The organism is Aquitalea magnusonii (assembly GCF_002217795.2).
Taxonomy (GTDB): Bacteria; Pseudomonadota; Gammaproteobacteria; order Burkholderiales; family Chromobacteriaceae; genus Aquitalea; species Aquitalea magnusonii_B.
This window is the reverse complement of the sequence record NZ_AP018823.1, coordinates 2764465-2788931: the sequence shown is the minus strand read 5'-3', so window position 1 is coordinate 2788931 and position 24467 is coordinate 2764465. Positions and strand designations below refer to the sequence as shown.

General features: G+C 57.4%; 28 protein-coding genes, 4 tRNA genes and 1 pseudogene. 17 read left to right on the top strand and 16 right to left on the bottom strand.

The features are described from left to right. Positions 1-7: 7 nt before the first annotated feature. The 9 genes from DLM_RS13255 (at position 8) to DLM_RS13215 (ending at position 5055) form a co-directional block, all read left to right on the top strand. Entirely contained in the window at positions 8-652 is a 645-nt protein-coding gene (locus tag DLM_RS13255) for an RHS repeat domain-containing protein (RefSeq protein ID WP_119313241.1), read from the top strand. A 21-nt stretch (positions 653-673) separates the two neighbouring features. Beyond that, positions 674-922, top strand: a complete 249-nt coding sequence (locus DLM_RS24035; RefSeq protein WP_089084269.1) for an HNH/endonuclease VII fold putative polymorphic toxin — start codon at positions 674-676, stop codon at positions 920-922. 2 nt (positions 923-924) lie between these two features. Further along, positions 925-1335 carry a hypothetical protein gene (locus DLM_RS13245; RefSeq protein ID WP_089084270.1) on the top strand — a complete coding sequence of 137 codons (411 nt, stop codon included), beginning with the start codon at positions 925-927 and terminating at the stop codon, positions 1333-1335. A gap of 125 nt (positions 1336-1460) precedes the next feature. Continuing rightward, positions 1461-1868, top strand: a complete 408-nt coding sequence (locus tag DLM_RS23690; protein WP_231959854.1) for an RHS repeat domain-containing protein — start codon at positions 1461-1463, stop codon at positions 1866-1868. A 221-nt stretch (positions 1869-2089) separates the two neighbouring features. Then, positions 2090-3028 (top strand): RHS repeat domain-containing protein, encoded by a 939-nt coding sequence (locus tag DLM_RS13235; protein ID WP_231959853.1) that lies wholly within the window; start codon positions 2090-2092, stop codon positions 3026-3028. 2 nt (positions 3029-3030) lie between these two features. Continuing rightward, complete coding sequence (locus DLM_RS13230; RefSeq protein WP_145985854.1) at positions 3031-3606, top strand: Imm43 family immunity protein; 576 nt, start codon at positions 3031-3033, stop codon at positions 3604-3606. After that, positions 3603-4127: an RHS repeat domain-containing protein gene (locus DLM_RS13225; RefSeq protein ID WP_089085939.1), complete on the top strand. Its 525-nt coding sequence runs from the start codon at positions 3603-3605 to the stop codon at positions 4125-4127. Before DLM_RS13230 ends, DLM_RS13225 begins: the two co-directional genes overlap by 4 nt. Continuing rightward, positions 4124-4711: an RHS repeat-associated core domain-containing protein gene (locus tag DLM_RS13220; protein ID WP_089085940.1), complete on the top strand. Its 588-nt coding sequence runs from the start codon at positions 4124-4126 to the stop codon at positions 4709-4711. Before DLM_RS13225 ends, DLM_RS13220 begins: the two co-directional genes overlap by 4 nt. Before the next feature lie 2 nt (positions 4712-4713). After that, positions 4714-5055 carry a hypothetical protein gene (locus tag DLM_RS13215; protein WP_197715406.1) on the top strand — a complete coding sequence of 114 codons (342 nt, stop codon included), beginning with the start codon at positions 4714-4716 and terminating at the stop codon, positions 5053-5055. 27 nt (positions 5056-5082) lie between these two features. On the opposite strand, the pseudogene DLM_RS13210 reads toward DLM_RS13215, so the two are convergent. Continuing rightward, positions 5083-5292: pseudogene (locus DLM_RS13210) on the bottom strand (hypothetical protein); the annotation flags it as partial. A 46-nt stretch (positions 5293-5338) separates the two neighbouring features. Here DLM_RS13210 and DLM_RS13205 point away from each other — a divergent pair. The 3 genes from DLM_RS13205 to DLM_RS13195 all read left to right on the top strand — a co-directional run bounded on the left by DLM_RS13205 (position 5339) and on the right by DLM_RS13195 (position 7410). Further along, positions 5339-6157 (top strand): RHS repeat-associated core domain-containing protein, encoded by an 819-nt coding sequence (locus DLM_RS13205; RefSeq protein WP_167467106.1) that lies wholly within the window; start codon positions 5339-5341, stop codon positions 6155-6157. Positions 6158-6164: 7 nt separating this feature from the next. Further along, positions 6165-6818, top strand: a complete 654-nt coding sequence (locus tag DLM_RS13200) for a hypothetical protein (protein WP_089085944.1) — start codon at positions 6165-6167, stop codon at positions 6816-6818. A 109-nt stretch (positions 6819-6927) separates the two neighbouring features. Next, positions 6928-7410: a DUF4265 domain-containing protein gene (locus DLM_RS13195; RefSeq protein ID WP_089085945.1), complete on the top strand. Its 483-nt coding sequence runs from the start codon at positions 6928-6930 to the stop codon at positions 7408-7410. 364 nt (positions 7411-7774) lie between these two features. Here the strand turns inward: DLM_RS13195 and DLM_RS13190 are convergent, their stop codons facing one another. Together DLM_RS13190 and DLM_RS13185 are read right to left on the bottom strand one after the other, a co-directional pair. Continuing rightward, entirely contained in the window at positions 7775-8383 is a 609-nt protein-coding gene (locus DLM_RS13190) for a response regulator transcription factor (protein WP_089085946.1), read from the bottom strand. Beyond that, positions 8380-11025: a PAS domain S-box protein gene (locus DLM_RS13185; RefSeq protein ID WP_089085947.1), complete on the bottom strand. Its 2646-nt coding sequence runs from the start codon at positions 11023-11025 to the stop codon at positions 8380-8382. The genes DLM_RS13190 and DLM_RS13185 overlap by 4 nt, the downstream gene beginning before the upstream one ends. A gap of 210 nt (positions 11026-11235) precedes the next feature. Here DLM_RS13185 and DLM_RS13180 point away from each other — a divergent pair, with 210 nt between their 5' ends. After that, the gene (locus DLM_RS13180) at positions 11236-12414 is read left to right on the top strand and encodes an ABC transporter substrate-binding protein (protein ID WP_089086339.1); all 1179 of its coding nucleotides are present in this window, start codon (positions 11236-11238) and stop codon (positions 12412-12414) included. 163 nt (positions 12415-12577) lie between these two features. Here the strand turns inward: DLM_RS13180 and DLM_RS13175 are convergent, their stop codons facing one another. The 3 genes from DLM_RS13175 to DLM_RS13165 form a co-directional block, all read right to left on the bottom strand. Then, positions 12578-13903, bottom strand: a complete 1326-nt coding sequence (locus tag DLM_RS13175) for a methyl-accepting chemotaxis protein (protein ID WP_197715405.1) — start codon at positions 13901-13903, stop codon at positions 12578-12580. A 223-nt stretch (positions 13904-14126) separates the two neighbouring features. After that, positions 14127-15002: a pirin family protein gene (locus tag DLM_RS13170; RefSeq protein WP_089086340.1), complete on the bottom strand. Its 876-nt coding sequence runs from the start codon at positions 15000-15002 to the stop codon at positions 14127-14129. 61 nt (positions 15003-15063) lie between these two features. Then, positions 15064-15918 (bottom strand): pirin family protein, encoded by an 855-nt coding sequence (locus tag DLM_RS13165; RefSeq protein ID WP_089085949.1) that lies wholly within the window; start codon positions 15916-15918, stop codon positions 15064-15066. Between the two features lie 125 nt (positions 15919-16043). On the opposite strand from DLM_RS13165, the gene DLM_RS13160 reads away from it, so the two are divergent. Beyond that, positions 16044-16964: a LysR family transcriptional regulator gene (locus DLM_RS13160; protein ID WP_089085950.1), complete on the top strand. Its 921-nt coding sequence runs from the start codon at positions 16044-16046 to the stop codon at positions 16962-16964. 63 nt (positions 16965-17027) lie between these two features. Here DLM_RS13160 and DLM_RS13155 read toward each other — a convergent pair whose 3' ends face one another. From DLM_RS13155 to DLM_RS13135, 5 genes are all read right to left on the bottom strand, one after another. Further along, positions 17028-17699, bottom strand: a complete 672-nt coding sequence (locus DLM_RS13155; RefSeq protein ID WP_089085951.1) for a GntR family transcriptional regulator — start codon at positions 17697-17699, stop codon at positions 17028-17030. Between the two features lie 166 nt (positions 17700-17865). Further along, positions 17866-17941, bottom strand: a tRNA-His gene (locus DLM_RS13150). A 50-nt stretch (positions 17942-17991) separates the two neighbouring features. Then, positions 17992-18067, bottom strand: a tRNA-His gene (locus tag DLM_RS13145). A 53-nt stretch (positions 18068-18120) separates the two neighbouring features. Beyond that, positions 18121-18197, bottom strand: a tRNA-Arg gene (locus tag DLM_RS13140). A gap of 19 nt (positions 18198-18216) precedes the next feature. Further along, a tRNA-Pro gene (locus DLM_RS13135) sits at positions 18217-18293 on the bottom strand. Positions 18294-18555: 262 nt separating this feature from the next. Here DLM_RS13135 and folD point away from each other — a divergent pair. The 3 genes from folD to DLM_RS13120 all read left to right on the top strand — a co-directional run bounded on the left by folD (position 18556) and on the right by DLM_RS13120 (position 21042). Continuing rightward, the gene (gene folD / locus DLM_RS13130) at positions 18556-19407 is read left to right on the top strand and encodes a bifunctional methylenetetrahydrofolate dehydrogenase/methenyltetrahydrofolate cyclohydrolase FolD (protein WP_089085952.1); all 852 of its coding nucleotides are present in this window, start codon (positions 18556-18558) and stop codon (positions 19405-19407) included. 156 nt (positions 19408-19563) lie between these two features. Further along, on the top strand, positions 19564-20427 hold the full coding sequence (gene purU / locus DLM_RS13125; protein WP_045846096.1) for a formyltetrahydrofolate deformylase: 864 nt from the start codon (positions 19564-19566) through the stop codon (positions 20425-20427). A 9-nt stretch (positions 20428-20436) separates the two neighbouring features. Then, a complete protein-coding gene (locus tag DLM_RS13120) occupies positions 20437-21042 on the top strand; it encodes a hypothetical protein (RefSeq protein ID WP_197715404.1) in 606 nt (201 codons plus the stop codon). 81 nt (positions 21043-21123) lie between these two features. Here the strand turns inward: DLM_RS13120 and DLM_RS13115 are convergent, their stop codons facing one another. The 5 genes from DLM_RS13115 to DLM_RS13095 form a co-directional block, all read right to left on the bottom strand. Further along, positions 21124-21480 carry a thioredoxin family protein gene (locus tag DLM_RS13115; RefSeq protein ID WP_089085953.1) on the bottom strand — a complete coding sequence of 119 codons (357 nt, stop codon included), beginning with the start codon at positions 21478-21480 and terminating at the stop codon, positions 21124-21126. Between the two features lie 6 nt (positions 21481-21486). Next, positions 21487-21960 carry an NUDIX hydrolase gene (locus DLM_RS13110; RefSeq protein ID WP_089085954.1) on the bottom strand — a complete coding sequence of 158 codons (474 nt, stop codon included), beginning with the start codon at positions 21958-21960 and terminating at the stop codon, positions 21487-21489. 214 nt (positions 21961-22174) lie between these two features. Continuing rightward, positions 22175-22801: a YecA family protein gene (locus DLM_RS13105; RefSeq protein ID WP_089085955.1), complete on the bottom strand. Its 627-nt coding sequence runs from the start codon at positions 22799-22801 to the stop codon at positions 22175-22177. Positions 22802-22872: 71 nt separating this feature from the next. Continuing rightward, the gene (locus DLM_RS13100; RefSeq protein ID WP_089085956.1) at positions 22873-23613 is read right to left on the bottom strand and encodes a proteasome-type protease; all 741 of its coding nucleotides are present in this window, start codon (positions 23611-23613) and stop codon (positions 22873-22875) included. 46 nt (positions 23614-23659) lie between these two features. Beyond that, positions 23660-24448, bottom strand: coding sequence for a transglutaminase family protein (locus DLM_RS13095; protein WP_089085957.1), 789 nt, complete (start codon positions 24446-24448; stop codon positions 23660-23662). Positions 24449-24467 lie beyond the last annotated feature (19 nt).

The window sequence follows — 24467 nt, the reverse complement described above, 5'->3', positions numbered from 1 at the left end:
ACGCTTTTTGCTGAACTATCCAAGCAGCGACAGCACCGAATACCGCTATGACCCGCTGGCCCAGGTACATACCGACGCCATCCAAGGCGTGAAAGTGCCGGCATGGAACCAGCATAATCCCTACGACCCGGAACGCGACCTGCTGCTGCAGGCCGGGCCGGAGCCATCCGCCCCGCGCGCGGTGTACTACTACCACGCCGACCACCTCGGCACCCCGCAAGCTCTTACCGATGCGCAAGGCCAGTTGGCACTGGAGATGGATTACCAGGCCTGGGGCGAAGCACGGGAAGTGATTGCCGAGGCAGCAGCCTCCGCCGGCATCCGCAACCCCTTCCGCTTCCAGGGGCAGTATCATGACGACGAATCAGGGCTGCACTACAACCGCTATCGCTACTATGATCCGGAGATAGGGCGGTTTATTTCGCGGGATCCGATTGGGTTGCTGGGTGGGATTAATATCCATAGCTATACACTGAATCCAATAACATGGATTGATCCTTTAGGCCTCTCAGAGTGCCCGAATAAAAAAACATCGTTTAATGCAAAAAGTCGCCGGGAAGCACTAAGGCAGGCGAAAAGGGATGCTAGAATTCCAATGAATCAACAGCCAAAAATCATGAGAGAAGATCTTGAGGATGGAAGAAGATCTTGAGGATGGAAGAAGATCTTGAGGATGGAAGAAGATCTTGAGGATGGAAGTGGAAATACTGTGCTTGGCCCCAATTATGAACCAGTGACCACAAGAAATTATCACTACACCAACATCGATGGCAAATCAGTGATAATCCAAGAACATAGCATGGGACATGAAAAGGCAACCCCCTGCCATGGAGTAGAGCCTCACTTTAATGTAAGACCAATTAGCAACCCAAGAACTGGCAGCTTCCCCAAAACTCATGGCCATTACAATTTTCCGAGGTAGCAATGAATTTATTAGACAAAATCGCGCGCAATCAATTTTTGCTGCAACTATTTCCAACAGGCCTATTTCAACCAATACATATCGGGCAAATCAATCTCGACATAGGGGGGCGAGTTTATTTCAGCCTACATACAAGACAAAAACCTGAAATGGAAGTTGCCAAATGGGGAGTGTGGGGGAAAGATTACAACACAATTGTAATCAAGTTATTTGCCAAATCAGGAGAGAGCATAGAGATAAAAGAATGGCGCAACTTGCACTATGACATTCTAACAGTAGAAGAAAATGGAAAATGCATAACGATAAGACAGAAAAGCAACTCATTTAGTTTAAAACTCGAGGTGTCAAATATAATTTTTCAAGAATGTACTACCTACGCAGATGAATTAGAGATAAAAAATACCAAGGAATAAGGAGGGGAGAAAATAAAAGTAGACCACATTTTTTTGTAGCTGAAGTCAACGAAAGATACTGCAAGCAGTACAAATACAACAAGCTGGGCAACCGCATCGCCACCGTCCGCCCGGACGGCCACCGCGTGGATGTGCTCAATTACGGCAGCGGCCATGTGCATGGCCTGCTGTTCGGCCAGCACGACATCCTGAATCTGGAACGCGACAAGCTGCACCGTGAAACCCAACGCATATTGGGCAATAGCTTGCAGCAGACCCTGACCTACGACAAAGCCGGCCGCCTCAGCAGCCAGCGCCTGAGTGGTGTCACCCAGTGGAGCCGCCAATACCAGTACGATGCCGCCGGACAGCTCACCGGCATTACCGACAATCGCAGCGGCCAGATCAACTACCGTTACGACCCGGTAGGCCGCCTGCTGGAGGCCGCCACCCCCAAGGGCGTGGAAAGCTTCCGCTTCGACCCGGCCGGCAACCTGCTGGACAACACCCCGACAACGGGCATCAGGACAACAGCCTGCTGGGCAATCTGCTGAGCCACTACGCCGGCCGTCACTACCGCTACGACAGCCGTGGCAACCTCGTTGAAAAGCGCGTCAACGGCAGCCTCACCCAGCTGGAGTGGGACGGCTACAACCGCCTGAGCCGGCTGACAGCACCGGGTGGCAACAGCACCGAATACCGCTATGATCCGCTGGGCCGCCGCATCGCCAAGCTCAGTCAGGGCAAGACAACCCTGTACGGCTGGGATGGCGACGTGCTGGCGTTTGAAACCCAAGACGACGCCGCAGTGCATTACCTGTTCGAACCCGGCAGCTTCATCCCGCTGGCCCAGGTACATACCGACGCCATCCAAGGCGTGAAAGTGCCGGCATGGAACCAGTACAACCCCTACGACCCGGAACGCGACCCGCTGCTGCAGGCCGGCCCGGAGCCATCCGCCCCGCGCGCGGTGTACTACTACCACGCCGACCACCTCGGCACCCCGCAAGCTCTTACCGACGCGCAAGGCCAGTTGGCACTGGAGATGGATTACAAGGCCTGGGGCGAAGCACGGGAAGTGATTGCCGAGGCAGCAGCCTCCGCCGACATCCGCAACCCCTTCCGCTTCCAGGGGCAGTATCATGACGACGAGTCAGGGCTGCACTACAACCGCTATCGCTACTATGATCCGGAGATAGGGCGATTTATCTCGCGAGATCCGATTGGGTTGATGGGTGGGATTAATATCCATAGCTATGCGCCGAATCCTATTGAGTGGACTGACCCACTAGGATTAGAAAACGGGAGAGCAGTAAAAAATAATATGAAAAGAGCTGGACGCCCCTGCCCAAAATGGTATGCGGGCCACCATCTAATTGCTGAGCAGCTTGGTGATCACCCTGTTATAAAAGAGGCGACTGATAGAGGAATATATAATATCAATAGAAATGAAAACGGGGTGGCTTTGCCGACTCGACAAGCGGATTCATTAAGTTCAGGTAAGCCATTGCATAGTGGAAATCACTTGTCAGCTTACTATGAATCGGCTAGGAAGAGGTTGGATAAAATTGGTAATCCAAAGCAAATGAGTAATGACGAGCTTTTGTCGAAAATTGGTAAGGTGGAAATGAAAATGAAGTCGGATCTTGAGCAAGATAAGATAAGACTTCAAACTACAGATCCGCGTCCTGCAAATACTACGTGTATGTTATGAAAATGAAATACTTTATTCTGGCTTCTGATAATGATCTGCCTTTTGTATATGGCGATGCTAAATTTGAACCTGTTGACCAAGGGGTATATTCAAATTTGTGGCATGATAGAAAGTTGCCGAGCGGAACAACTGCACGTGTCAAGCTTGTGAAGAGCGTGAAGAGATTGAATCGTGATTTGTTTTCTGTTAATGCTGGATTTGTCGGGTCTAAAAAGCTGTTGGAAGTGTTGCAGGGGAGATTTAAATCAAAATTTAATCCGGTGCCCGCAGAAATTTTCTACCATTCAGGGGAGAGGGTGCAAGGGGATTTTTTTTTCCTGGAGTTTGACTGTTGGGTCGATGCTTTTGATTATGAAAATTCTAAATTTATCAAGGATGTCGACGGTAGCGGTAAGGTTGTTGAATGTGAATTCCTTCAAATTGATAGCTGTGAAGTGAGAGGCTATGATTTGTTTTTCCTATTGAATGTTGATTTCTTTGAGCCGGTTGTTTCAATGGGGTTAGCGGAGGAGTTGAAGAAAGAGAAAATATCCGGGTTTAAAATTATTTCGACAGAAGATTTTACTTGGAGTGAGTGATTTCAAAGGAGGCTTCTAATCGCAGCGGCCAGATCAACTACCGTTACGACCCGGTAGGCCGCCTGCTGGAGGCCGCCACCCCCAAAGGTGTGGAAAGCTTCCGCTTCGACCCGGCCGGCAACCTGCTGGACAACACCCCGACAGCCGACGGGCATCAGGACAACAGCCTGCTGGGCAATCTGCTGAGCCACTACGCCGGCCGTCACTACCGCTACGACAGCCGTGGCAACCTCGTTGAAAAGCGCGTCAACGGCAGCCTCACCCAGCTGGAGTGGGACGGCTACAACCGCCTGAGCCGGCTGACAGCACCGGGTGGCAACAGCACCGAATACCGCTATGATCCGCTGGGCCACCGCATCGCCAAGCTCAGTCAGGGCAAGACAACACTGTACGGCTGGGATGGCGACGTGCTGGCGTTTGAAACCCAAGACGACGCCGCAGTGCATTACCTGTTTGAACCCGGCAGCTTCATCCCGCTGGCCCAGGTACACACCGAGCCTGGGGCGAAGCACGGGAAGTGATTGCCGAGGCAGCAGCCTCCGCCGGCATCCGCAACCCCTTCCGCTTCCAGGGGCAGTATCATGACGACGAATCAGGGCTGCACTACAACCGCTATCGCTACTATGATCCGGAGATAGGGCGGTTTATCTCGCGGGACCCGATTGGGTTGCTGGGTGGGATTAATATCCATACCTATGCGCCGAATCCGGTTGAGTGGGTTGATCCACTGGGTTTGGCTGGCACGACCATTGATGGCATTGGTAAAGTGATACCCACAGATGATTATGGCATCCCTGATCCTGATTTATTTACTCCCGCTCCAAATGCAAAGGCGTATAAAAGGAATGCCAACTGTGGTCCGTTTGTTGGCCAGAAAAAGGCTGTCCGGGGGCAGCCATGTGCCTCATGTGGTGCTACAGTAATAAATCCAGTGGCAGACCATACAGATCCTTTAGTTGTTGAGCATTATCGAACTGGTGGCAATGATGTAAATCATCAGTCCTCAAACTGTGCGGTGCAGGCACACTGCTCATCTTGCTCAAGTAAACAAGGTGGAAAAGCTGCGGCATTCTCCCGTGCCATGAAGAAGAAACTTGGATTATGAAAATGACAAAAGCACAAGAAGTTGTTTGCAAGAAATTTAATTCCCCATACTTGCCCATAGCTGGGCAAGAAATGGTTGCACTGGCAGTGCAGACCATCGGAAAGATGCCTATATATGGTGTGCGCGTCATAAAAGAGCACCCCGATGATATTGAATGGTTTATTCATTGCGGGGAATTTTCAGGGGAAGATGATTTCTACAAGCCAATTCATGCTAGCCACTTGTCGGAAATGCTCCCGGCCATTGAAAAGTACCTTGCGCTATCACAGGGATTTAAATTCATCATTGATGATTCAGGCTATGAAGATGTTTGGCAAGATTTTCCTGAGGAGGGTGATTTATAAATGAAATGGCTTTGTTGAAAAAATCAGTTAAAGGCTGAGTAGCCCCAATCCCCAGATGGACTTATCTGATATGGATCGTTGCGGTGTGCTGAATGCTGAGAAACGGTTCAGAATCGCTGTACAGATTTGAAGCTCCTCCAGCTGCCGATCAAAGTTCCGTGACTTAATTCGGTCTGCCCGCAATTTGAAACAGTACATCTTCGTTTCGACCAGACTGCGGCGATGGTAGCCGCTCCACATCCCGCTGGTCCAGGGGCACACCGACGCCATCCAGGGTGTGAAAGTGCCGGCGTGGAACCAGTACAACCCCTACGACCCAGACCGCGACCCGCTGCTGCAGGCCGGCCCGGAGCCATCCGCCCCGCGCGCGGTGTACTACTACCACGCCGACCACCTCGGCACCCCGCAAGCCCTTACCGATGCGCAAGGCCAGTTGGCACTGGAGATGGATTACCAGGCCTGGGGCGAAGCACGGGAAGTGATTGCCGAGGCCGCAGCCTCCGCCGGCATCCGCAACCCCTTCCGCTTCCAGGGGCAGTATCATGACGACGAATCAGGGCTGCACTACAACCGCTATCGCTACTATGATCCGGAGATAGGGCGGTTTATCTCGCGCGATCCGATTGGGTTGTTTGGTGGGTTAAATATCCATAAATTTGCAGATAACCCAATTGAGTGGGTTGACCCTTGGGGCTTGAAAAAGGCAGGCGGTAGTTGTGCTTTGGATAAAAGTCTGGCAGGTGTTAAGGGTGATAAAAAGCAAGCTCAGCACATAATTCCTCAAGAAATATGGAATAAAAATGAGGATTTTTTTGATGATATTGGTATGGCGGGGATGAGGGATCATCGGTCGAATGGGGTTCTAATGCCTGACAGTCAGTCTGGAGCAGCTTCCGCAAATAGGAAGTATTACCATAATGGTTCTCATGCTAATTATTCGAGATCTGTTGATGCAGATGTAAGTGTAATCAGAAGAAACTATGAAGCTGGTCGAATTTCAGCAGCTGAGGCTCGGGTGCGAATAGGTAGATTGCAGGATGAGAGAAGGTCGCAAATGAGATCTCCTTTGGTCACGGGAACTTGTCCGGAAAGGCTAAGTTGAGGGTTTTATGAAAAAATACTATTTGGCAGTGATGAGTGAGAGTAATGGGTGTGCTTCCGGTTTCTATTCTGCAATATTGGTGGATGGTGTAGATAAGGATAGCCTTCAGCATTATGGTAAAAAGCCATGGTATGCTGGTCCTAAAAGATTTGGTGGGAAATTGATGCCATTTCCTGATGGTCTGATTTTGATGGCTAATAAGGATTGTTGTGATTGTGATATTAGAAGAGGGTCGGATTATTTCTATGTTTTTAGTGAGAAATTTTTAAATGTAATTAAAAATTATAAAACTAGTTTTGATGAAATTAAGCAGATTGTTCGAGTGATAAAAGATCTGGTCGAATCAGATGGCGGTTTGTTTTTTGTGGGTAGAACAAAAAGAATTTCCATGGCTGATGTTGTGGATTTTAAGTGTAGCAAAATGGTGGGTGAGTTTAATGATATGTTTGAAGTGTTCAGGGTTAGAGCTGATTTTGATTTTGACATGTTTGATATGTTTGATGCGGCAACTGGTCAATTGAGCTTGGTTGTGTCTGCAGAGTTGGTTTTGGCGCTGCAGGAAGTCGATCTAAAGGGTGTTGATTTTATGCCGATTGATGATCTTGTGTTTAATACACTGCAGGATTTCAGATTGAATAGTATGAGGTATTATCCTGTTTGATGGTTTTATGTGTATTTTGGCCGATTAGGGTTTGCGTGGGCATTAATGGTCTTATCTTGTTGGTTGAGATAATGTGTGTTGTTGACTAAGGTTTGATGTGTGTAATTCAATGGAAAGCGAAGCGGCTTGTCTAATAAATGTGTACGCTGGATATAACGATTTAGGGCCCGTGTATGAGGAACTGCCTGCAATCTCCACTGGGGATGGTTGCTACGAGTTGCTGTCGTCGCCTGGCTTGGCATTAAATATGGCGAAAGCAGATTTGATTCGTATAGAGAAGATAGATCAACCAGCAGTTGTATTGAGGCGGGGTGGGAATTTTTGCATACAAATTTATGCTGATGAAATTGCGGATGAAGAGATTGAACGATTGGATCAAACTGTGCTAAGCGAATTGGGTGGTAGTCTGGGTGGTGTAAATGGTGGGAATCTGGCTCTTTCTGTTCCATCAAGCAATGATATTCAGGCTATTAATAGGTTTTTTGATGATTTTAAATCGAGAGTTGGTGTGGAATGGTATTACGCTAATGTTTATAAGAATTTTGAAGACCCTGCAGATGAGACGCTGTTGGATTGGTGGGTCAAGCATTGATGTTTTTTAAAGCGGAATTTGGGGGGAGGTTGGACCAGTTCGCTATCAACTGCTTACGGTTGATTGCTGGTTTGTCATGAACGCTGCTGGCACGGTACTGGCCACAGCGTCTGAGCTATGAGGCAATTTGCCCGGCGTGCAGACAAAAAAACACCCCGCCAGCATGCTGGTCGGGGGGCTGCAATGTCAGAGCATGGCTCCGACGGAGGGTTAACTTTCACCCCATGTCGACGCCGTGCAAGCGTGGTTTGTGCGCGCGGTCAAGAGTGCGTGTACAAACAGGGCGGTTTGCATGTTACGCACTGGAAACCGCTGTTTCTATTAGGGATTGTACTGATCCTGCGGGATGGGTATCCGGATGGGGCTAGCGGTTGGCCATCACCGCCTGCACCAGGTCGGCAATCGAGCGCACTTTCATCTTGTCCATCATCTTGCCGCGGTGGGCTTCCACCGTCTTGATGCTGATGCCCAGTTCGTCGGCAATCACCTTGTTCATCTTGCCTTCCACCACCTTGTCCAGCACTTCGCGTTCGCGGATGGTGAGCGAGGCCAGGCATTCGGCAAAGCGGTCGCGCGCGGCGCTGCTGGCCTGTTGTTGCTGGCTCAACGCCAGGGCGCTGTCCACGGTATTGAGCAGGGCCTGCTGGTTGAACGGTTTTTCCAGGAAGTCGTGTGCGCCGCGCTTGACTGCCTGCACCGCCATCGGCACGTCGCCATGGCCGGTGATGAAGATGACCGGCCAGGGGTTGTGGCGTGCGCTCAGTTCATCAAACAGTTCCAGTCCGCTCATGCCGGGCATGCGGATGTCCACGATCAGGCAGCCGGCCCCGCGCGGCTGGAAGTCTTCCAGCAGGGCTTCTGCGCTGGCGTGACAGGAGATGGCGTAGTCGTGGCTTTCCAGCAGGAAAACCAGCGAGTCACGGAATGCTTCGTCGTCATCGACGATGTGAACCTGGGGAGTACTGGCACTCATGTTTCGGACACCGGTAGCGTGAATCGGAAAATACTACCACCACCGGGATTGTCTTCCACCCACAATTGACCTTCGTGGAACTCGATGATGGTGCGGCAGATGTTGAGACCCATGCCCATGCCTTCGGCCTTGGTGGTGAAGAAGGCATCGAACAGGCGTTCTTTCAGGTCCAGCGGGACGCCGTGGCCGTGATCGCTGATGGCCACTTCGATGCGGCGCGGGTTGAGCTGGCGTGCTTCCACATGCAGTACGCGTTCGGTGGGCGGGCAGTCCTGCATGGATTCGATGCCGTTCTTGATGAGGTTGAGCAGCACTTGTTCCACCAGGATGGGGTCGACATACAAGGCTGGCAGGGTTTTCTCCAACTGGATATCGATGGTGGCGGCCTGACGGCGGGCTTCGATATCGGCAATGGCCAGCGAGGCTTCGATGATGTCGGTGAGCTGGCAGGTTTTGCGGTCCGGCTCGCTTTGTTTGACAAACTCGCGGATGCGGCGCACCACGGTGCCGGCGCGTTCGGCCTGGGCGGTGATTTTTTCCATCACCGGCAGCAGTGATTCCGGGGTGGCTTTGCCTTGGCGGATGCGCTCGATGCAGCCTGCCTGGTAGTTGGCGATGGCCGATAGCGGCTGGTTCAGCTCGTGCGCCAGGGTGGAGGCCATCTCGCCCATGGTGACCAGGCGCGAGGTGGATTGCAGTTGCTGCATCTGCTGCTGGTAGCGTTCTTCGGCGTCGTGCTGCTGGGTGGTGTCGGTGAGGATGGTCATGGACACGATGCGGCCATTCACCCAGCGTATGCTGCGCCGGCGCATGGAGATCCAGCGCGAGGGCGGGTCCATCCATACTTCCATGTCCACGTCGCGCGCACTGCGCATCAGTTCTACCAGGCGCAAGTCGCAATAGCCTAACTGACTGTCGGCGGGCTGGTCCGGTGTGAACCATTGCTGGTAGCGCTGGTTGCAGAACAGCAGCTCCAGCGTGGCCGGGTCCACCACGGCCACGGCTGCGTCCAGCCCTTCGATTACCGTGACAAAGCGCTCGTGCGAGGCTTCCAGCCGGCGTTGTGCTTCCAGCCGCTCGGTAATGTCGGTCAGCACCGCCATCCAGCCGGTGTGGTGGCCACGGGCATCAATCAAGGGCGAGGCCAGGATGTGGGCGTCGAACACCTCGCCATTCTTGCGTTGCATCACCGACTGGAAACCTTCCGGCGGCGCATCGCCGGCCAGGGTATCGTCCAGATCACGCCGGTTGCCTTCACCTTGCGGGCCTTGTCGCCAGTAGGGGTAGGGCGGTGCCAGGCCCAGCAATTCCTGTTCGCTGTAACCGGTGAGGGCGCAGAAAGACGGGTTGACATAGGTGATGCGCCCTTGCAGGTCGATGGCACGGATGCCCACCACCAGCGAATCTTCCATGGCCTTGCGGAAGGACGATTCCTGGCGCAGTGCCTGCTCGGCCTGTTTTTCGGCTGTGATGTCGCGGCCGGATACATAGGCCACGCCGCTGTCGGCCAAGGGGCTGAGCGCCCACACGATCCAGCGGGTCTCGCCGCTCTGGGTGAGGATGCGGGTCTGGACAAAGCGGTCGGCCCCGCCGGTATCAAACATGCGCTCGAAGCTTTCGCGCGCGGTTTCTCGTTCTTCCGGCAGCAGATAATTGAGGAAAGAAGTACCCAGCAGCTCGTCCGCGCTGTAGCCCAGGCCTTTTTCAAAGGCCGGGTTGAGCTGCAGGATGGTGGTATCGCGCCGCACCACGCCCAGCATTTCCTGCGACAGCCGGTACACCCGGTCGCGTTCGCGTTCGGCCTCCACCCGGCCACGGATATGGCGGTTGAGGCTGAGCAGGCTGAGCAGGGTGAGCAAGGCCATGCCGCCGATCAGTCCCAGTTGCAGCAGCCGGGCCTGGGTCATCGCGCCTTTTACCGGGCGGGCGGTAATCACCAGTCCGGTGCCGGGCAGTTCCAGTTTTTCTGCCACACCGCCGCGCATGCGGCTGGCGGCATTGGCGGCAATGGTTTTGCCATCACGGGTTTGCAGCTCCAACTGGTATTTTTCGCTGAACCAGGCCGGGGGGAGCCGTCGTACCACATTGTCGGCATCGAACATGGCCACCAGCATGCCGTTGAACTGGCCGTTCTGGTAGAGCGGGATATGGAGTTCATAGCGCCAGTTGCCATTGCTGCGCTTAAACGGTGTGCTGTAGGCAAAACGCCCATTTTGCTGGGCCTGTTTGAAGGCGGCTGGGGCCTGGATGCTGCCGCCTGGGGCCAGCGGGCCATCTTCATAGGGCGCGGTCCAGCGCAGGGTGCCGTGGTTGTCGCTGCGCGCCAGCGCCAGCATTTCCGGGGTGTTGGCCAGTAGTTGTGAAGCCTGGGTCTGGAAGCCGGCTTCGTCGGTTTCGCCGCTGCCCATGCTGCGTGCCAGGTCGGTCAACTGGGCCAGATTATCTTCCAGCTTCAGTTGCAGGGTTTGTTCGGCCCACAGGGCGTCACGGGCCAGATTGCTTTTTTGCTGTTCGGCTTCGCGTGCATCCAGCGTCCACAGCATCACGCCCATGGTGAGGAAGAACAGCACGATGGTGGTGTTGGGAAATAGCTGATACCAGCCACTGCGTTTGCGGAACGCGTAAAAGCGGGGTGTGCGCATAGGGAGGCGGTGGGCTAGAGGTGGCAAAAGCCAGCAACATGTACTGGCCAGTATGGTTTTCTCCAGTGTACGACAACTGGCCGAGCCTGGCTGTAAGGGTTGGCCCGTGGTTGTCGCCTGATCATCAGCCGGTGCGCATGGCACTTGAGTCCATGCCGCAGCCGGGGGTAATCTCGCGGCTGGCTTTGATCAGGCAGGAAGATGGGCGGCATGCGCAGCAGCATAATCGGCGGAGTGTGGTTGGGTCTGGTGTGCAGCCTGGCGCTGGCGGCACCGCAACCAATCCGCATTGGCGTTCCCGGCGCCTTTACCGGCGGCTCTGCGCCGATGGGGCTGAGCATGCGTAATGGCATCCGGCTGGCCGCCGCCGAAATCAACAAGAGCGGCGGTGTGCTGGGGCGGCCCATCGAGCTGGTGGAGCGCGACGATGGTGGCATCCCGGCACGCGGCATCAAGGTGGCGCAGCAATTGCTCACCCAGGACCGAGTGGTGGCGGTGGTGGGCTTCGTCAATACCGGGGTGGCGCTGGCGGCCAGCAAGAACTACCAGGACGCGCGGGTGCCGGTGATGCTGGCGGTGGCCACCGCCGCCATCCTGACCCGGCAGTTTCCACTGCATGGCAATACCGACAACTATATTTTCCGGGTGGCGGCAGCGGACGACCTGCAAGCACCGTTGATTGTGCGTGAGGCGGTGCAGCGTTCGGGTTATCGCAAGCTGGCCATTTTTGCCGACAACACCAATTACGGCTATCAGGGCCTGATGGAGCTGGAACGTGCGCTGGGGCAGAACGGCCTGAAGCCCAGCTATGTGGCGCGCTTCAACCTGCAGGAACGGGACATGGCCAATGCACTGCTGCAGGCACGCAATGCCGGCAGCCAGGCCATTCTCACCTATGCCATCGGCCCGGAGCTGGCCGAGCTGGCCAATACCATGTCACGCATGGACTGGAAGGTGCCCATCATCGGTAGCTGGACCTTGTCCATGTCCAATTTCATCGATAATGCCGGCCCCAATGGCGAGGGCGCGCGCATGGTGCAAAGTTATATTCCGGCCGAAGACGACACCCCCCGGCGGCGGGACTTTCTGGATGGCTACCAGTGGTTGTTCCACACCCGGCGCATTCCCTCACCGCCCTCGGCGGCACAAGGCTATGACGGCATGAAGCTGATGGCCGAAGCCATCCGCCAGGCGGGTTCACTAGATGGTGTGGCCATTGTGCGGGCGCTGGAAAACCTGCGTCAGCCGGTGGCCGGCGTCATCACCACTTACAAGCAGCCATTCAGCCGCAACGACCACGAGGCGCTGGAGCTGAATGTGCCGGTGATCGGCAAGGTGGAACGTGGCCGGGTGGTGTATGCCTACCCGGCCGACAAGCCAAGACAGTAGTGCCTGGACAAGCTGCGATACTTGGCCGGCTAAACACGCCGGCAAGGAACATCCTGTTACCGGCTTTTGCCTGCTTGCCGTATGACAGCGACTGTCCGCATCCGTGTGGCTTGCACTGGCGACGCCTTGCTGCTGTCAAGCGCGCAGGCATGGCCCTTGTTGCTCAGGTATTGACGCCGCGTTCACTGGCGATTTGCTGAATGGCCGTGACAACCGATTCTGCCCCGCTGCGGATCTGGGTAATGATGTCGCCTACCTTGCCGACATTGTCCACGCTGGAACGTGCCTTGATGCCAATCACGCCCATGCTGTCCACGGCCGCTCCGGTGCTGGTCTGGATGGATGACACCATCTGCGAGATTTCCGCCGTGGACGCACTGGTGCGCTCTGCCAGCTTGCGCACCTCATCGGCCACCACGGCAAAGCCGCGTCCCATTTCGCCTGCTCGTGCGGCTTCGATGGCGGCGTTCAGCGCCAGCAGATTGGTCTGATCCGCGATGTCCTTGATGGTCTGCACGATGCTGCCGATGTGCTCGGAGTTTGTGCCTAGCTGCTGGACATTATCACCGGCACGCGCAATATCAACCGCCATGTCTTCTATTTCGTGTACCGCCTGCTGTACGCTGCTGACCCCCTCGTCAGCCCAGTGACGGGTCTGCTGTGAGGTGTTGAACGCAAACACCGCACTATCCTGCTCCTGGCGCTGCCGCTTGACGGCTTCAGTGATGTCGGTGGCGAACTTGATGATGGATATCACCTTGCCTTCGGTATCGAATACCGGGTTATAAGTGGCTTCCAGCCAGCGTTCACTGCCATCACGGGCCAGCCGGACAATGCGGCCGGAAAAGAACTGCCCGCTGCGCAGATTGTTCCACAAGCGCTGGTAGCCTTCGCTTTGTACCATGTCGTTGCTGCACAGTTGACGGTGATTGCGCCCGATCAGCTCTTCCTTGGCATAAGCCATGGTGTTCAGGAAGTTGCTATTGGCCCGGATAATGGTGCCGTCTGGCTGGAACTCGATGACTGCCATCGAGCGGTCGATGGCAGTCAGTGCGGCCTGGTTTTTCTGCGCGTCGATGACCTTGTCGGTCACGTCACTGGCAAACTTGACGTAGCCTGTCAGCTTGCCGCTGCCATCGTGTACCGGGTTGTAACTGGCTTCCAGCCAGACAGGGCTGCCGTCTTTCTTCTTGCGCTTGATCAGGCCGGAGAAGGGTTGGCCGCGCTGCAGGCTTGTCCAGAAGCTGGCGTAGTCGTTGGAGTTGGCATAGGCCGCATCGCAGAAGCTGCGGTGATGCAGGCCAATCAGCTCGGCGGCGCTGGCATAACCCATGGTCCGGGCAAAGTTTTCGTTCGCGTGGATGACCTTGCAGTCCAGATCAAAGCGGATGATGGCGGTAGAGGCGCTGACTGCGTCCAGCAAGCCCTGCAGCTCCTGATTGGTTGCGGCTTGAGTTTCCAGTTGTGCATGCAACTTGCGGTTGAACATGATCTTCTCCATCGACAAATTCTGTTGGCCACAGCATGACGCCAGAACTGGAGTTTCTGGTCACCGCAACTGAGGGACTGTGGAAAGTACTTATCATTCCAAAAGAAAATATCTTTGATAGATTAAGAGAATTCAACCCTGCGTGGTCAGGGGTTTCTGGTTAAGGCTGGCGCTGCCGTGCGCCAGCCGCATTGACTTCGAAACAGTCTGTCGGAAGACGGTATCAAGAGCGTGATGGCAAGGGGATAAACTCGGTTTCGCCCGGCACCGGGGCAAAGCGTCCCTGCTGCCAGTCGTCCCTGGCCTGGCGGATGCGCTCCAGCCGGGTGGAGACGAAGTTCCAGTCCAGAATGCGGTGGGCATCCGGCGTCGGGCCGGCCAGCAGCGCCAGGCGGCTGGGCTCGCGGGCGGTAATGCACAGCGGTGTGGCCGTCTCCGGCAGCAGGCCCAGTTCGCCACTGGCCAGGTTTTCATCGCCCAGGCTGATGCTGCCGCTGGCCAGATAAATGCCACGCTCGGCAAAGCCCGGCGGAATGTCCAGTGTTGCTCCGGCATCCATCTCCACCACGGCATACAGTGCGTCACCGGGAAAGGCTACCGGTGCGCTGCGGCCCCAGGCATCGCCCAATACCAGTTGTATCCGGCAGCCATCCTGCTGCCATGAGGGCAGGGCGCCGCGGTCGTAGTGGATGAAGGCCGGTGCGCATTCTTCCAGTGCCACCGGCAAGGCCAGCCACAGTTGCAGGCCTTCCACCGGGGTGCCGCTGCGGCGGATGTCCTCCGGAATGCGTTCCGAATGCACGATGCCACGCCCGGCAATCATCAGGTTGGCCGCGCCCGGCTCAATGCGCTGCACGCTACCCAGGCTGTCACGGTGCATCAGCGCGCCGCTGAACAGATAGGTGAGGGTGGCCAGACCGATATGCGGGTGCGGCCGCACGTCGTTATCGCGTTGATCCAGATTGAAGTGGGCGGGGCCCATGTGGTCCAGAAAAATGAAGGGGCCGATATGGCGTGCGCTACGGCTGGGCAGCAGGCGGCGCACCGCAAAGCCGATATCGCTGGTTTTGGCGCTGATGCGCTCACTCCATGTGTTCATCTTGGCGGCTCCGGTGGAAAGCCGGCCAGCCAGTCTGGCCGGCGCGGCTGCGGGGGTGGTTTCAGAAACGACCATTGCGGAAATCGTCAGCCGCCGCTTCCAGTTCGGCACGGGTATTCATCACGAACGGCCCCCACTGGGCAATCGGCTCGTTCAAGGGCTTGCCCGCCACCAGCAGGAAGCGCGCTGGTGCGGCGCTGGTGATGCGGATGCCGCCGGCTGCAGCATCATTGGCCAGAATAGCCATCTGGCGCTGCTTCACCGGCTGGCCGTGACTGCCCGCTTCCAGCTCACCCTGATAAACATAGATGAATGCATTATGGCCTGCCGGAATGGCGAGGAATTCATCCTGTCCGGCGGCCAGATGCACATCCAGATACAGCGGCTCGGTATCCGGGCGCTGGATGGCCGCAGGCTGCTTGTCCACGCTACCGGCAATCAGCCGCAGGCGGCTGCCCTGGGCGCTGTCCAGTTCGGGAATTTCCGCCGCGGGGATGTCGCGATACCACGGGTCTATCATCTTGTTCTTGGCCGGCAGGTTCACCCATAGCTGGAAGCCATGCATCAGGCCGTCTTCCTGCTCTGGCAGCTCGGAGTGAATCAGGCCGCGCCCGGCAGTCATCCACTGCACGCCGCCCGGTCCCAGCAGGCCCTCCTGTCCGGTGCTGTCGCGGTGACGCATGCGGCCATCCAGCATGTAGGTGACGGTTTCGAAGCCACGGTGCGGGTGGTCCGGAAAGCCGGCAATATAGTCGTCCGGATTGTCGGAACGGAATTCGTCCAGCATCAGGAAGGGGTCCAGCCGGCGTTGCAGGTCGTGGGTCAGTACCCGCAACAGGCGGACACCGGCACCGTCTGAAACCTCCATGCCATTGACCAGGCGTTCCACTTCGCGGCTGATGTTGTGTGTGCTCATCTTGCATCTCCTTGTCGGGGCCGGCGTTGCTGGGCCTGGCCGTTGATCATGGACTGCATTATTACAGTGGAAATTTGAATAAAAAAGCGCAAAAATCAGTAGTAATTAATCGAAAAATCAAATGTATGAAACAGGCTAAAACCACCTGGGAGCAATGGCAGGTCTTGCAATGCATTGTCCGTGAGGGCGGCTTTGCCCAGGCGGCCAAGGCCATGCACCGCAGCCAGTCTTCAGTCAGCTATATGGTGGCGCAATTGCAGCAGCAACTGGGTGTTGCCTTGCTGCAGGCGCAAGGACGGCGCATGCGGCTTACTCCGGCAGGCGAGGTGTTGCTGCGCGATGCGCAAAATGTGCTGGCGGCATCATTGCGGCTGGAAGAGAAGGCGCGCTCCTTGCTGCAAGGCTGGGAGGCCGAAGTACGGCTGGCGGTGGACAGCTTGTTTCCCACGCCGGCGCTATTGCCGGCGCTGGGGCAGTTTGCCAGCCATTGCCCCAGTACCCGCCTGCAGATGCACGAGGTGGTGATGTCCGGCGCGGATGATGCGCTGCATGGCCAGCAGGTGGAGCTGGCGGTGGCGGGGCGGGTGCCGCAGGGTTTTCTGGGTGACTGGCTGCTGGAGGCTGAGTTTGTCGCCTGTGCCGCGCCGGATCATCCCTTGCACCGCCTGGGACGGGCGCTGGAAATGGAAGACTTGCAGCAGCATGTGCAAGTGGTGTTGCGCGACTCCGGCCAGCGCCAGCCGCGCGATGAGGGCTGGCTGGGGGCCTGGCAGCGCTGGACAGTGTCGCAACCGGAAACGGCCATTGCTGCGGTGGAGCAGGGCTTTGCCTTTGGCTGGCTGGCCTGGCACCGCATTGCCGACGGCGTGGCCGCCGGGCGGCTCAAGCCCTTGCCATTGGCGCATGGTGCTTTGCGCAAGGCGGCGCTATATCTGATTCTGGCCGATCCGGCGCTTGCCGGTCCGGCTACCTTGCAACTGGCGGATTGCCTGCGGGTGGAGGCGGAGCGCTGGCGCAGCACCTACCAGCCGTACCAGGGGGTGTAGTCCGGGCCATAAGCAAAACGACCAGCGCTGGGCTGGTCGTGGCGGGTGTGGTGTGTGGCAGGCTTAGTGGCCTTGCTGCCCCTGCAGGTAGTGCTCCAGTGCGTGGCCGGCAGACAGGATGTGGAAGCGGATGAACTCTGCGGCTTCCTCGGCCGCGCCTTGCTTGCACAGTTCCAGCAGCCGGGTGTGCTCCTCGTGGGCGCGCTCCATGGTGCGGGTAAACAGGATCTGCATGCGGGTGTAGCGGTCGGTCTTGTTGTGCAGTTGTTCAATCAGCGCCAGGGTATTGGGGCGCTTGGCCGCACGGTACAGCGCCAGGTGGAAGCGCGCGTTGAGCTCACCCCAGTGACGCACATCGTTCTTCTGCAGGGCGACTTCGAATTCGTGCAGGGTCTGCTCGGCCAGGGCAATGTCGGCCGGGGTTTGACAGGGAATCGATGCCTTGAGCACCGAGCCTTCCAGCATGGCGCGGATTTCCAGCAGTTCCAGCACGTCTTCCAGCGACAGCTTGGACACCACGGCGCCCTTGTGGTCGATAATCTGGATCAGCCCTTCGGCTTCCAGTTGGCGCAGGGCTTCGCGTACCGGCACGCGGCTGACGCCGTATTCATTGGATAGCGCTTCCTGGCGCAATTGCTGGCCGTCGACGAATTCTCCGGAGAGCAGTCGCTGGCGAAGCGATTCGGTTACGGCACTGGTCAGCGTCTGGCGCTTGATCGGCTGCAGGGTAGTCATGGTTTTTAGGGTCTGTCAGTCAATCGGATAAATGCAAATGTATTCGATTATACGGGGCTTCCATTGTCAGACAAGAGGGCATCGTGTAGGTTTGGGTCGCAAATGTGAAAGATTTTGCCAGAAGCAAAAGAAAAACCCGGCCATGGCCGGGTTTTTCTTGCAAGACTGGGGTGGATGATGGGGCTCGAACCCACGACAACAGGAATCACAATCCTGGACTCTACCAACTGAGCTACATCCACCGCCGAAGCGGGTTGACTTGCCAGCCTGGGGCTGGCCGTCTGAAAGAGGGTGGGGTGGATGATGGGGCTCGAACCCACGACAACAGGAATCACAATCCTGGACTCTACCAACTGAGCTACATCCACCACAGGGTACTGCATTCTACAACGACTGCCAGTGACTACAAAAACTGGGGTACTGGCGCGCCCGACAGGAATCGAACCTGTAACCCCCGGCTTAGAAGGCCGGTGCTCTATCCAGTTGAGCTACGGGCACTCACTTATCGGGCTTTTTCTGGTCGGGGCGGCGGGATTCGAACTCGCGACCCCCTGATCCCAAATCAGGTGCGCTACCAGGCTGCGCTACGCCCCGACGACAGAGACCGCAACTATACGGATAGGCCCTTTTCCTGTCAACACCGAGTTGCAATCTTTTTTGGGAGGGCGTTCAACCCCGGTGTGGTCCATCCTGCGCCCGGCTGTAGCCGTAGCGGGACTAACTGCATGATATATAGATGCTTATTTTGCGAATTTTTCTTTACGTGAAATTATTCCTAATGTATTTTTGTGGTTTCGTAAAAAGCCAAAAAATGAGAAAATTGCCGCCTCTTTTCAAGTTCCATACGGAATCAGGCATGGCGGCGCAACTCATTGATGGTAAGGCAGTAGCAGAACAACTCATCGCCAAGGTAGGCGAAGGCGTGAAACAGCGGGTGGCGGCAGGCAAGCGCGCACCCGCACTGGCGGTCATTCTGGTTGGCAACGACCCGGCCTCCAGCGTGTATGTGGGCAGCAAGAAGCGCTCTTGCGAAAAGGCCGGCATCCGCTCGGTGGCTTACGACCTGCCGGCGGATACCAGCCAGCAGGCATTGCTGGACATCATCGATACCCTGAATGCCGATGCCACGGTGGATGGCATTCTGGTTCAACTGCCGCTGCCCAAGCAGATCGATCCGCAGGCCGTGATCGAACGCATCGACCCGAAAAAGGATGTCGATGGTTTTCACCCTTATAATATGGGCCGGCTGGCCATCAAGATGCCGCTGCTGCGTCCCTGCACGCCGCGTGGTGTGATGACCCTGCTGGAAGAGTACGGCATCGACCCCAAGGGCAAGAAGGCCGTGATCGTGGGTGCATCCAATATCGTTGGTCGTCCGCAGGCGCTGGAAATGCTGCTGGCCCGTGCCACGGTGACGGTGTGCCACAGCGCCACCGCCGACCTGGCACATGAAGTGGCCCAGGCCGACATCGTGGTGGCGGCGGTGGGCATTCCCGGCTTCATCAAGGGTGAGTGGATCAAGCCCGGTGCCGTGGTGATTGATGTGGGTATCAACCGCCTGGATACCGGCAAGCTGGCTGGCGATGTGGAATTCGCCACCGCTGCCGAGCGCGCCAGTTTCATCACCCCGGTGCCGGGTGGTGTCGGTCCGATGACCGTGGCAACGCTGTTGCAGAATACGTTGGATTCGGCCAATCTGAACGCCTGATCCCGTCACCGGCAACCAGCGCCACAGTCTGCAGGGAGTAGTCATCCCTGCGGCGTGTGGCGTTTGTCTTTTGCCGGATGGTGACGGCGACGCGGAATTGGCAAGTGACAGCCGCAAGGCTGCCGTTGATCATGTAATGACAAAGAGACTGTAATAATGAGTAATACCCGTCAATCGGCCACGCTGCTGATCAGTGCGCCGGACAAGAAGGGCCTGGTAGCGGCCCTGGCCAATTTCCTGATGACTTACAACGCCAACATCATGCATGCCGACCAGCATCAGGATACCAGCGAGAACCTGTTCCTGATGCGTATCCAGTGGGAGCTGGACGGCTTTACCCTGCCGATGGATGCGTTTGCCGCTGCGTTTCAGCCGATTGCCGCCGAGCACAATATGACCTGGAAGGTTTCCCTGTCCAGCCGCAAGCCGCGCATGGCCATTTTCGTATCCAAGTACGAACACTGCCTGGTGGATCTGCTGCACCGCTGGCGCATTGGCGAACTGAACTGCGATATTCCGCTGGTGATTTCCAACCACGAAGATTGCCGCCGTCTGGTGGAGTTCAACGGCATTCCCTTCCACGTTGTGCCGGTAACGCGTGAGAACAAGGCCGAGGCCGAGGCCGAACAGTTCCGCCTGCTGGAAGAGGCTGGTGCCGATTTCATCGTGCTGGCGCGTTATATGCAGGTGCTGTCCGGCGAGTTCGTCAAGCGCTACCCGGACCGGGTGATTAACATCCACCACAGCTTCCTGCCGGCATTCGATGGTGCCAAGCCGTATCACCGCGCCTTTGCCCGCGGTGTGAAGCTGATTGGCGCGACCAGCCATTACGTGACGGAAGATCTGGACGAAGGTCCGATCATCGAGCAGGAAGTGACCCGCATTTCGCACCGTGACGATGTGGAAGACCTGATCCAGAAAGGCCGCGATCTGGAAAAAGTGGTGCTGTCCCGTGCCGTGCGCTGGCATGTGGATGACCGCATTCTGTCCTATTCCAACAAAACTGTTGTCTTTGACTGAGCCGGCATCATGCACCGTCTGATCGATGATCTGCTGGGCCTGCTACGCTTCCGGGTGGGGCCGCTGGAGCAATACCAGTACCCGCGCTGGATGCCGGCACTGTTGCTGACGGTTCTCGGTCTGGTCGCCAGTGGCGGCACCGGTGAACTGGGTAACAATATTGCCGGCCGCATGCTGTTCATGCTGCTGTTTACCTGGCTGGAAACCCTGTTGTTCACCCAGTTCATCACGGTGTGGCTGCGGCTGGCCAAGTGGCAGCCTACGGGCTCGCTGTTCGGTCTGATCGTGCTGTGCAACAGTCTGCAGTTTGTCGAGCCGCTGACTAGCTGGCTGCCGGACGATGCCGCGCTGGGTGCCGACCTGGCCTTGTCCTTGCTGACCATCGCATTGATGGTGAATGGCCTGGCGGTGGTGTCTGCGGTCAGTCGTGTGCGGGTGCTGCTGGGGGTGATGCTGTTTGCCCCGGTGGCCATGCTGACGCTGGCGATGACCTTGCAACTGGCCGCCAGCATGGGCTGGGTGACCATTCCGCAAGATATGCTGGCACCGGTTGGTGAGGCGACGGCACCGGCAGTGGATGCGCCGGCTGCCAGCAAGGCAGGCACTGACTTGTAAGCACTGTGCTGCCATCCTTCACGCCAACTGACAAGGGCTGCCCGCGGGCAGCCCTTGTTGTTGCTGCAGCAAGGCCTGGGCTCAGGGCTCTTCGTCCGGAGGGCTGGCCAGCAGTGTTTGCAGCGCCTGCGCGAAGGCCTCGCGCCGCATGGCGCTGCGCAACTGCCCGTGATACTGGCCGTTGACAAACAGCAGCAGGGTGGGGAGGTGGAAGATGTCGTAGGCATGAGCCAGGGCCATGCTTTGCTGCACATCGACATAGGCCAGTTGCTGCAGCGGCTCGGCTTGCCAGTCCTGCAGCAAGCGCTGCCAGGCGCGACAGGCCGAGCAGCCGGGCTGACCGAACAGGATCAGGGTATTGCCAGGCAGGGCGGCCAGTTGGTGGTGAAAACCGAATTCGTCCAGCAGTAGCCAGCCTGAGGCAGTTGTGCCGGGCATATTGGCTCAGTCCACCTTGGCGATGTAACGCGCCAGCCCCAAAATGGCGCGCAAGGCCTGTCCCTTGGCGGTTTCTTCATTGCGCAGCCGGGCGTAGCGACGCAAGATGGCGCGGCTTTCCACAAACAGGTCAAGGTCGGTATCCGGTGAGGACACCAGGGCAATGCGCTCGATTTCACCCTGAGGCCGGGCTTGTCCCTGGGCAATGCACAGATAGACCTTGTGCGCATTGTGCGGGGTGATGTGGTCAAACAGGTAGAGCATGGAGTTGATGCGCAGCCCTGTTTCCTCACGGATTTCGCGGATCAATGCCTGGGAGCGCAACTCGCCGCGATTGGCCTTGCCGCCAGGCAGGTTGTAGCGCCCCCCGCGTGCGGCAGTGACCAGCACGCCGTCGGGCAATTCGATGATGGCAGTGGCACGTCTTGCCAGATCTGCCGGCAGGCGTTGATCAGGCTTTTTGTCGTCCGGATTTCTCATGCGTCTCTATATAACAGATACGGGCCGCAAATTGCGGCCCTGTTCTGTTGAACATTCTAATGTAAGCACCCGGCAGCGACAAACAGTCAATGCTACTTTAGGCCGGTTTATGCCAGCGGCAAGCATGCTTGTGCTGTTTCCGCGAAGAAAGCGATTTTAAAACCAATGCGGCCCGCCGTGCCTGCGCGTCAGCCAGCGTGGCGGGCTGTCAAGCTCAGTGCTGCTGGCGGTCGGCTTCATCGTCTGCCAGCTCGGCTTCCATCTGGGCGCGGATGGTGGCAAAGAACTGGTGGATTTCCTGCACGGCAGGCGAGATGGCGGCCAGCCATTGTTCGCGCTGGCTGCTGTCGCTGTTGTCGATGTAGGGGCGCATTTCAGGGTCCGGGTGGCGCTCGAAGGCCAGCGCCATGATGGCTTCCAGCGCGCCAGCATGGTCGGCATCGTCAAACAGCAGGTTCCAGTCGTCCTGCTGCAACTGCATGCCTTCGACAAAACCTTCGGCCCAGTCATTGCCGTGTACCACGCCTTGTTCATCGGCATCCAGCCAGGGCTGGAATTCCGCACCCTGTTGCAGGGTGTGGGCGATATCCAGCCAGTGGCCCATCAGCAGGCCGACAAATTTTTCCAGATCCTTTTCGCTGCGGAATGCCTGCTCGTCATCAAAGGCATCACCCAGAATCAGCGGCAGGCATTCGGTGGGCTTGATGGCTTCCGGGCCGCACAGCAAGGCGGTAAAGAAACCGTCCAGCTTTTCCAGGTTCATGCACTGCAGGCGGGAAAAGCGTTGCAGGGTGGTGGACAGGCGCTGGTAGTCGGCCTCGGTCAGCGGAGCGTGTTTCATCGGCGGGTCTTTCGGTATCAATGCGCCATTATCGCTGATCGCGGGCCGGGCTGCCCACCTCCTTGCCGCTCTTATTCCTTCCAGCGCATCGGCGGCAGCGCGGCAAAGGCTTCGCGCAAGGCCTGGCCCCAGCCGGTGTGTAATTGCTGGAAGTAGGGGTCCTGCTCGGTAATGCGCTGGTGAATGCCGGGGCCGAAGTCGTCCTTGTCATATACCAGCATGTCGATGGGCAGGCCGACCGACAGATTGCTCTTCATGGTGGAGTCAAAGCTGATCAGTGCGCATTTGGCGGCGTCTTCCACCGGGGTGTGGTAGTTGACCACGCGGTCGATGATGGGCTTGCCGTACTTGGCTTCGCCAATCTGGAAGTAGGGCGTGTCCGGCGTGGCTTCGATGAAATTGCCCTGCGGGTAGATGTTGAACAGGCGCGGTGCCTCTCCCCGGATTTGCCCGCCCAGGAGGAAGGAACAGCCGACTTCGATCTTGGACTGGCTGAGGGTGGGGCCATCGCGCTCGACAATTTCACGCAGGGTATCGCCCACCAGGCAGGCGGCGTCGTACATGGACGGTACGTTCAGGATGTTGCGCTCGCCCTTGCCGCTACTGGCGTTGGCGCGCTGGCGCAGCAGGCTGACCACGCTTTGGGTGGTGGCCAGGTTGCCGGCGGACAGCATCACCAGCAGGCGCTCGTCCGGTTGCTGGAAAAATTGCATCTTGCGAAAGGTGGACACGTGGTCCACCCCGGCATTGGTACGGGAGTCCGAGGCAAACAGCATGCCGGACGCAAGATTCATGGCGACGCAGTAAGTCATGATGCAGCTACTTGAAAAGTGGAGTTAAACCAATCTAGCTGGCTTGCTACTGTCCGTCCAGCCAGACACGCGCCTGAGCGCTCATGCTTTCGGTGCCACCGCCAAAGCGCACGCCGCGCACCGGGCAGGCATCCAGGTAATCCATGCCGATGGCCAGCTTCAGGTGATGTTCGTTGGCGGCCACCGCATTGGCCACGTCAAAGCTGTGCCAGGCACCGTCCACCCAGGCTTCGGCCCATGCATGGCTGGAGACGTGGTCGGCGGCATGGGCCGGCGAGTAGACATAGCCGCTGACATAGCGCGCCGGAATGCCCAGTTGGCGGGCGCAGCTCAGAAAGACATGGGTGTGGTCCTGGCACACGCCGGCACCTTTGGCGAAGGCCGCCGCCGCCGGGGTGTGGCTTTGGGTTTCGCCAGGCAAGAAGGGCATGTGCTCGCGAATGCCTTCCACCAGCGCTTGCAACTGGGTGAGGCTGGGGACGGGCTGGCGGTAAGCGGCGGCAAAGCGGCGCAGTGCCTCGTCCGGGGTGGTCAGCTCGGTCTGGCGCAGGAAGAATAGCGGCGGCAGATCGTCGCACAGCGGGGTGGTGGTGTCGGTTTCCACCGTGCCGCTGACCTTGATGCGGATTTCCTGATGCGGATAGTCCAGTGTGAGCACATGCAGGATGTTGCCGTAGCTGTCGGTACTGCGATGGGCGGCAACCGGCAGTTCCAGCTGCCAGTCCAGAATCTGCAGGCCATTGCCGGCTTGTGGCGTCAGGCGCAGGTACTGGGTGCTGTGGCGTACCGGGCTGTCGTAGCGGTACAGCGTTTCATGACTGATGGCAAGTCGCATGGCTATCCCTTTCTGGTGG

Excerpts from the sequence above, each read along its gene's own strand:
- DLM_RS24035 (WP_089084269.1), top strand. The coding sequence starts at position 674 with ATGGAAGAAGATCTTGAGGATGGAAGTGGAAATACTGTGCTTGGCCCC.
- DLM_RS13155 (WP_089085951.1), bottom strand. The coding sequence starts at position 17,699 with ATGACTACCCTGCAGCCGATCAAGCGCCAGACGCTGACCAGTGCCGTA.
- DLM_RS13160 (WP_089085950.1), top strand. The coding sequence starts at position 16,044 with ATGAAACAGGCTAAAACCACCTGGGAGCAATGGCAGGTCTTGCAATGC.
- DLM_RS13175 (WP_197715405.1), bottom strand. The coding sequence starts at position 13,903 with ATGTTCAACCGCAAGTTGCATGCACAACTGGAAACTCAAGCCGCAACC.
- DLM_RS13245 (WP_089084270.1), top strand. The coding sequence starts at position 925 with ATGAATTTATTAGACAAAATCGCGCGCAATCAATTTTTGCTGCAACTA.
- purU (WP_045846096.1), top strand. The coding sequence starts at position 19,564 with ATGAGTAATACCCGTCAATCGGCCACGCTGCTGATCAGTGCGCCGGAC.
- DLM_RS13230 (WP_145985854.1), top strand. The coding sequence starts at position 3,031 with ATGAAATACTTTATTCTGGCTTCTGATAATGATCTGCCTTTTGTATAT.
- DLM_RS13095 (WP_089085957.1), bottom strand. The coding sequence starts at position 24,448 with ATGCGACTTGCCATCAGTCATGAAACGCTGTACCGCTACGACAGCCCG.
- folD (WP_089085952.1), top strand. The coding sequence starts at position 18,556 with ATGGCGGCGCAACTCATTGATGGTAAGGCAGTAGCAGAACAACTCATC.
- DLM_RS13165 (WP_089085949.1), bottom strand. The coding sequence starts at position 15,918 with ATGAGCACACACAACATCAGCCGCGAAGTGGAACGCCTGGTCAATGGC.
- DLM_RS13120 (WP_197715404.1), top strand. The coding sequence starts at position 20,437 with ATGCACCGTCTGATCGATGATCTGCTGGGCCTGCTACGCTTCCGGGTG.
- DLM_RS13110 (WP_089085954.1), bottom strand. The coding sequence starts at position 21,960 with ATGAGAAATCCGGACGACAAAAAGCCTGATCAACGCCTGCCGGCAGAT.
- DLM_RS13170 (WP_089086340.1), bottom strand. The coding sequence starts at position 15,002 with ATGAACACATGGAGTGAGCGCATCAGCGCCAAAACCAGCGATATCGGC.
- DLM_RS13185 (WP_089085947.1), bottom strand. The coding sequence starts at position 11,025 with ATGCGCACACCCCGCTTTTACGCGTTCCGCAAACGCAGTGGCTGGTAT.
- DLM_RS13215 (WP_197715406.1), top strand. The coding sequence starts at position 4,714 with ATGACAAAAGCACAAGAAGTTGTTTGCAAGAAATTTAATTCCCCATAC.
- DLM_RS13190 (WP_089085946.1), bottom strand. The coding sequence starts at position 8,383 with ATGAGTGCCAGTACTCCCCAGGTTCACATCGTCGATGACGACGAAGCA.
- DLM_RS13195 (WP_089085945.1), top strand. The coding sequence starts at position 6,928 with ATGGAAAGCGAAGCGGCTTGTCTAATAAATGTGTACGCTGGATATAAC.
- DLM_RS13115 (WP_089085953.1), bottom strand. The coding sequence starts at position 21,480 with ATGCCCGGCACAACTGCCTCAGGCTGGCTACTGCTGGACGAATTCGGT.
- DLM_RS13200 (WP_089085944.1), top strand. The coding sequence starts at position 6,165 with ATGAAAAAATACTATTTGGCAGTGATGAGTGAGAGTAATGGGTGTGCT.
- DLM_RS13180 (WP_089086339.1), top strand. The coding sequence starts at position 11,236 with ATGCGCAGCAGCATAATCGGCGGAGTGTGGTTGGGTCTGGTGTGCAGC.
- DLM_RS13100 (WP_089085956.1), bottom strand. The coding sequence starts at position 23,613 with ATGACTTACTGCGTCGCCATGAATCTTGCGTCCGGCATGCTGTTTGCC.
- DLM_RS13105 (WP_089085955.1), bottom strand. The coding sequence starts at position 22,801 with ATGAAACACGCTCCGCTGACCGAGGCCGACTACCAGCGCCTGTCCACC.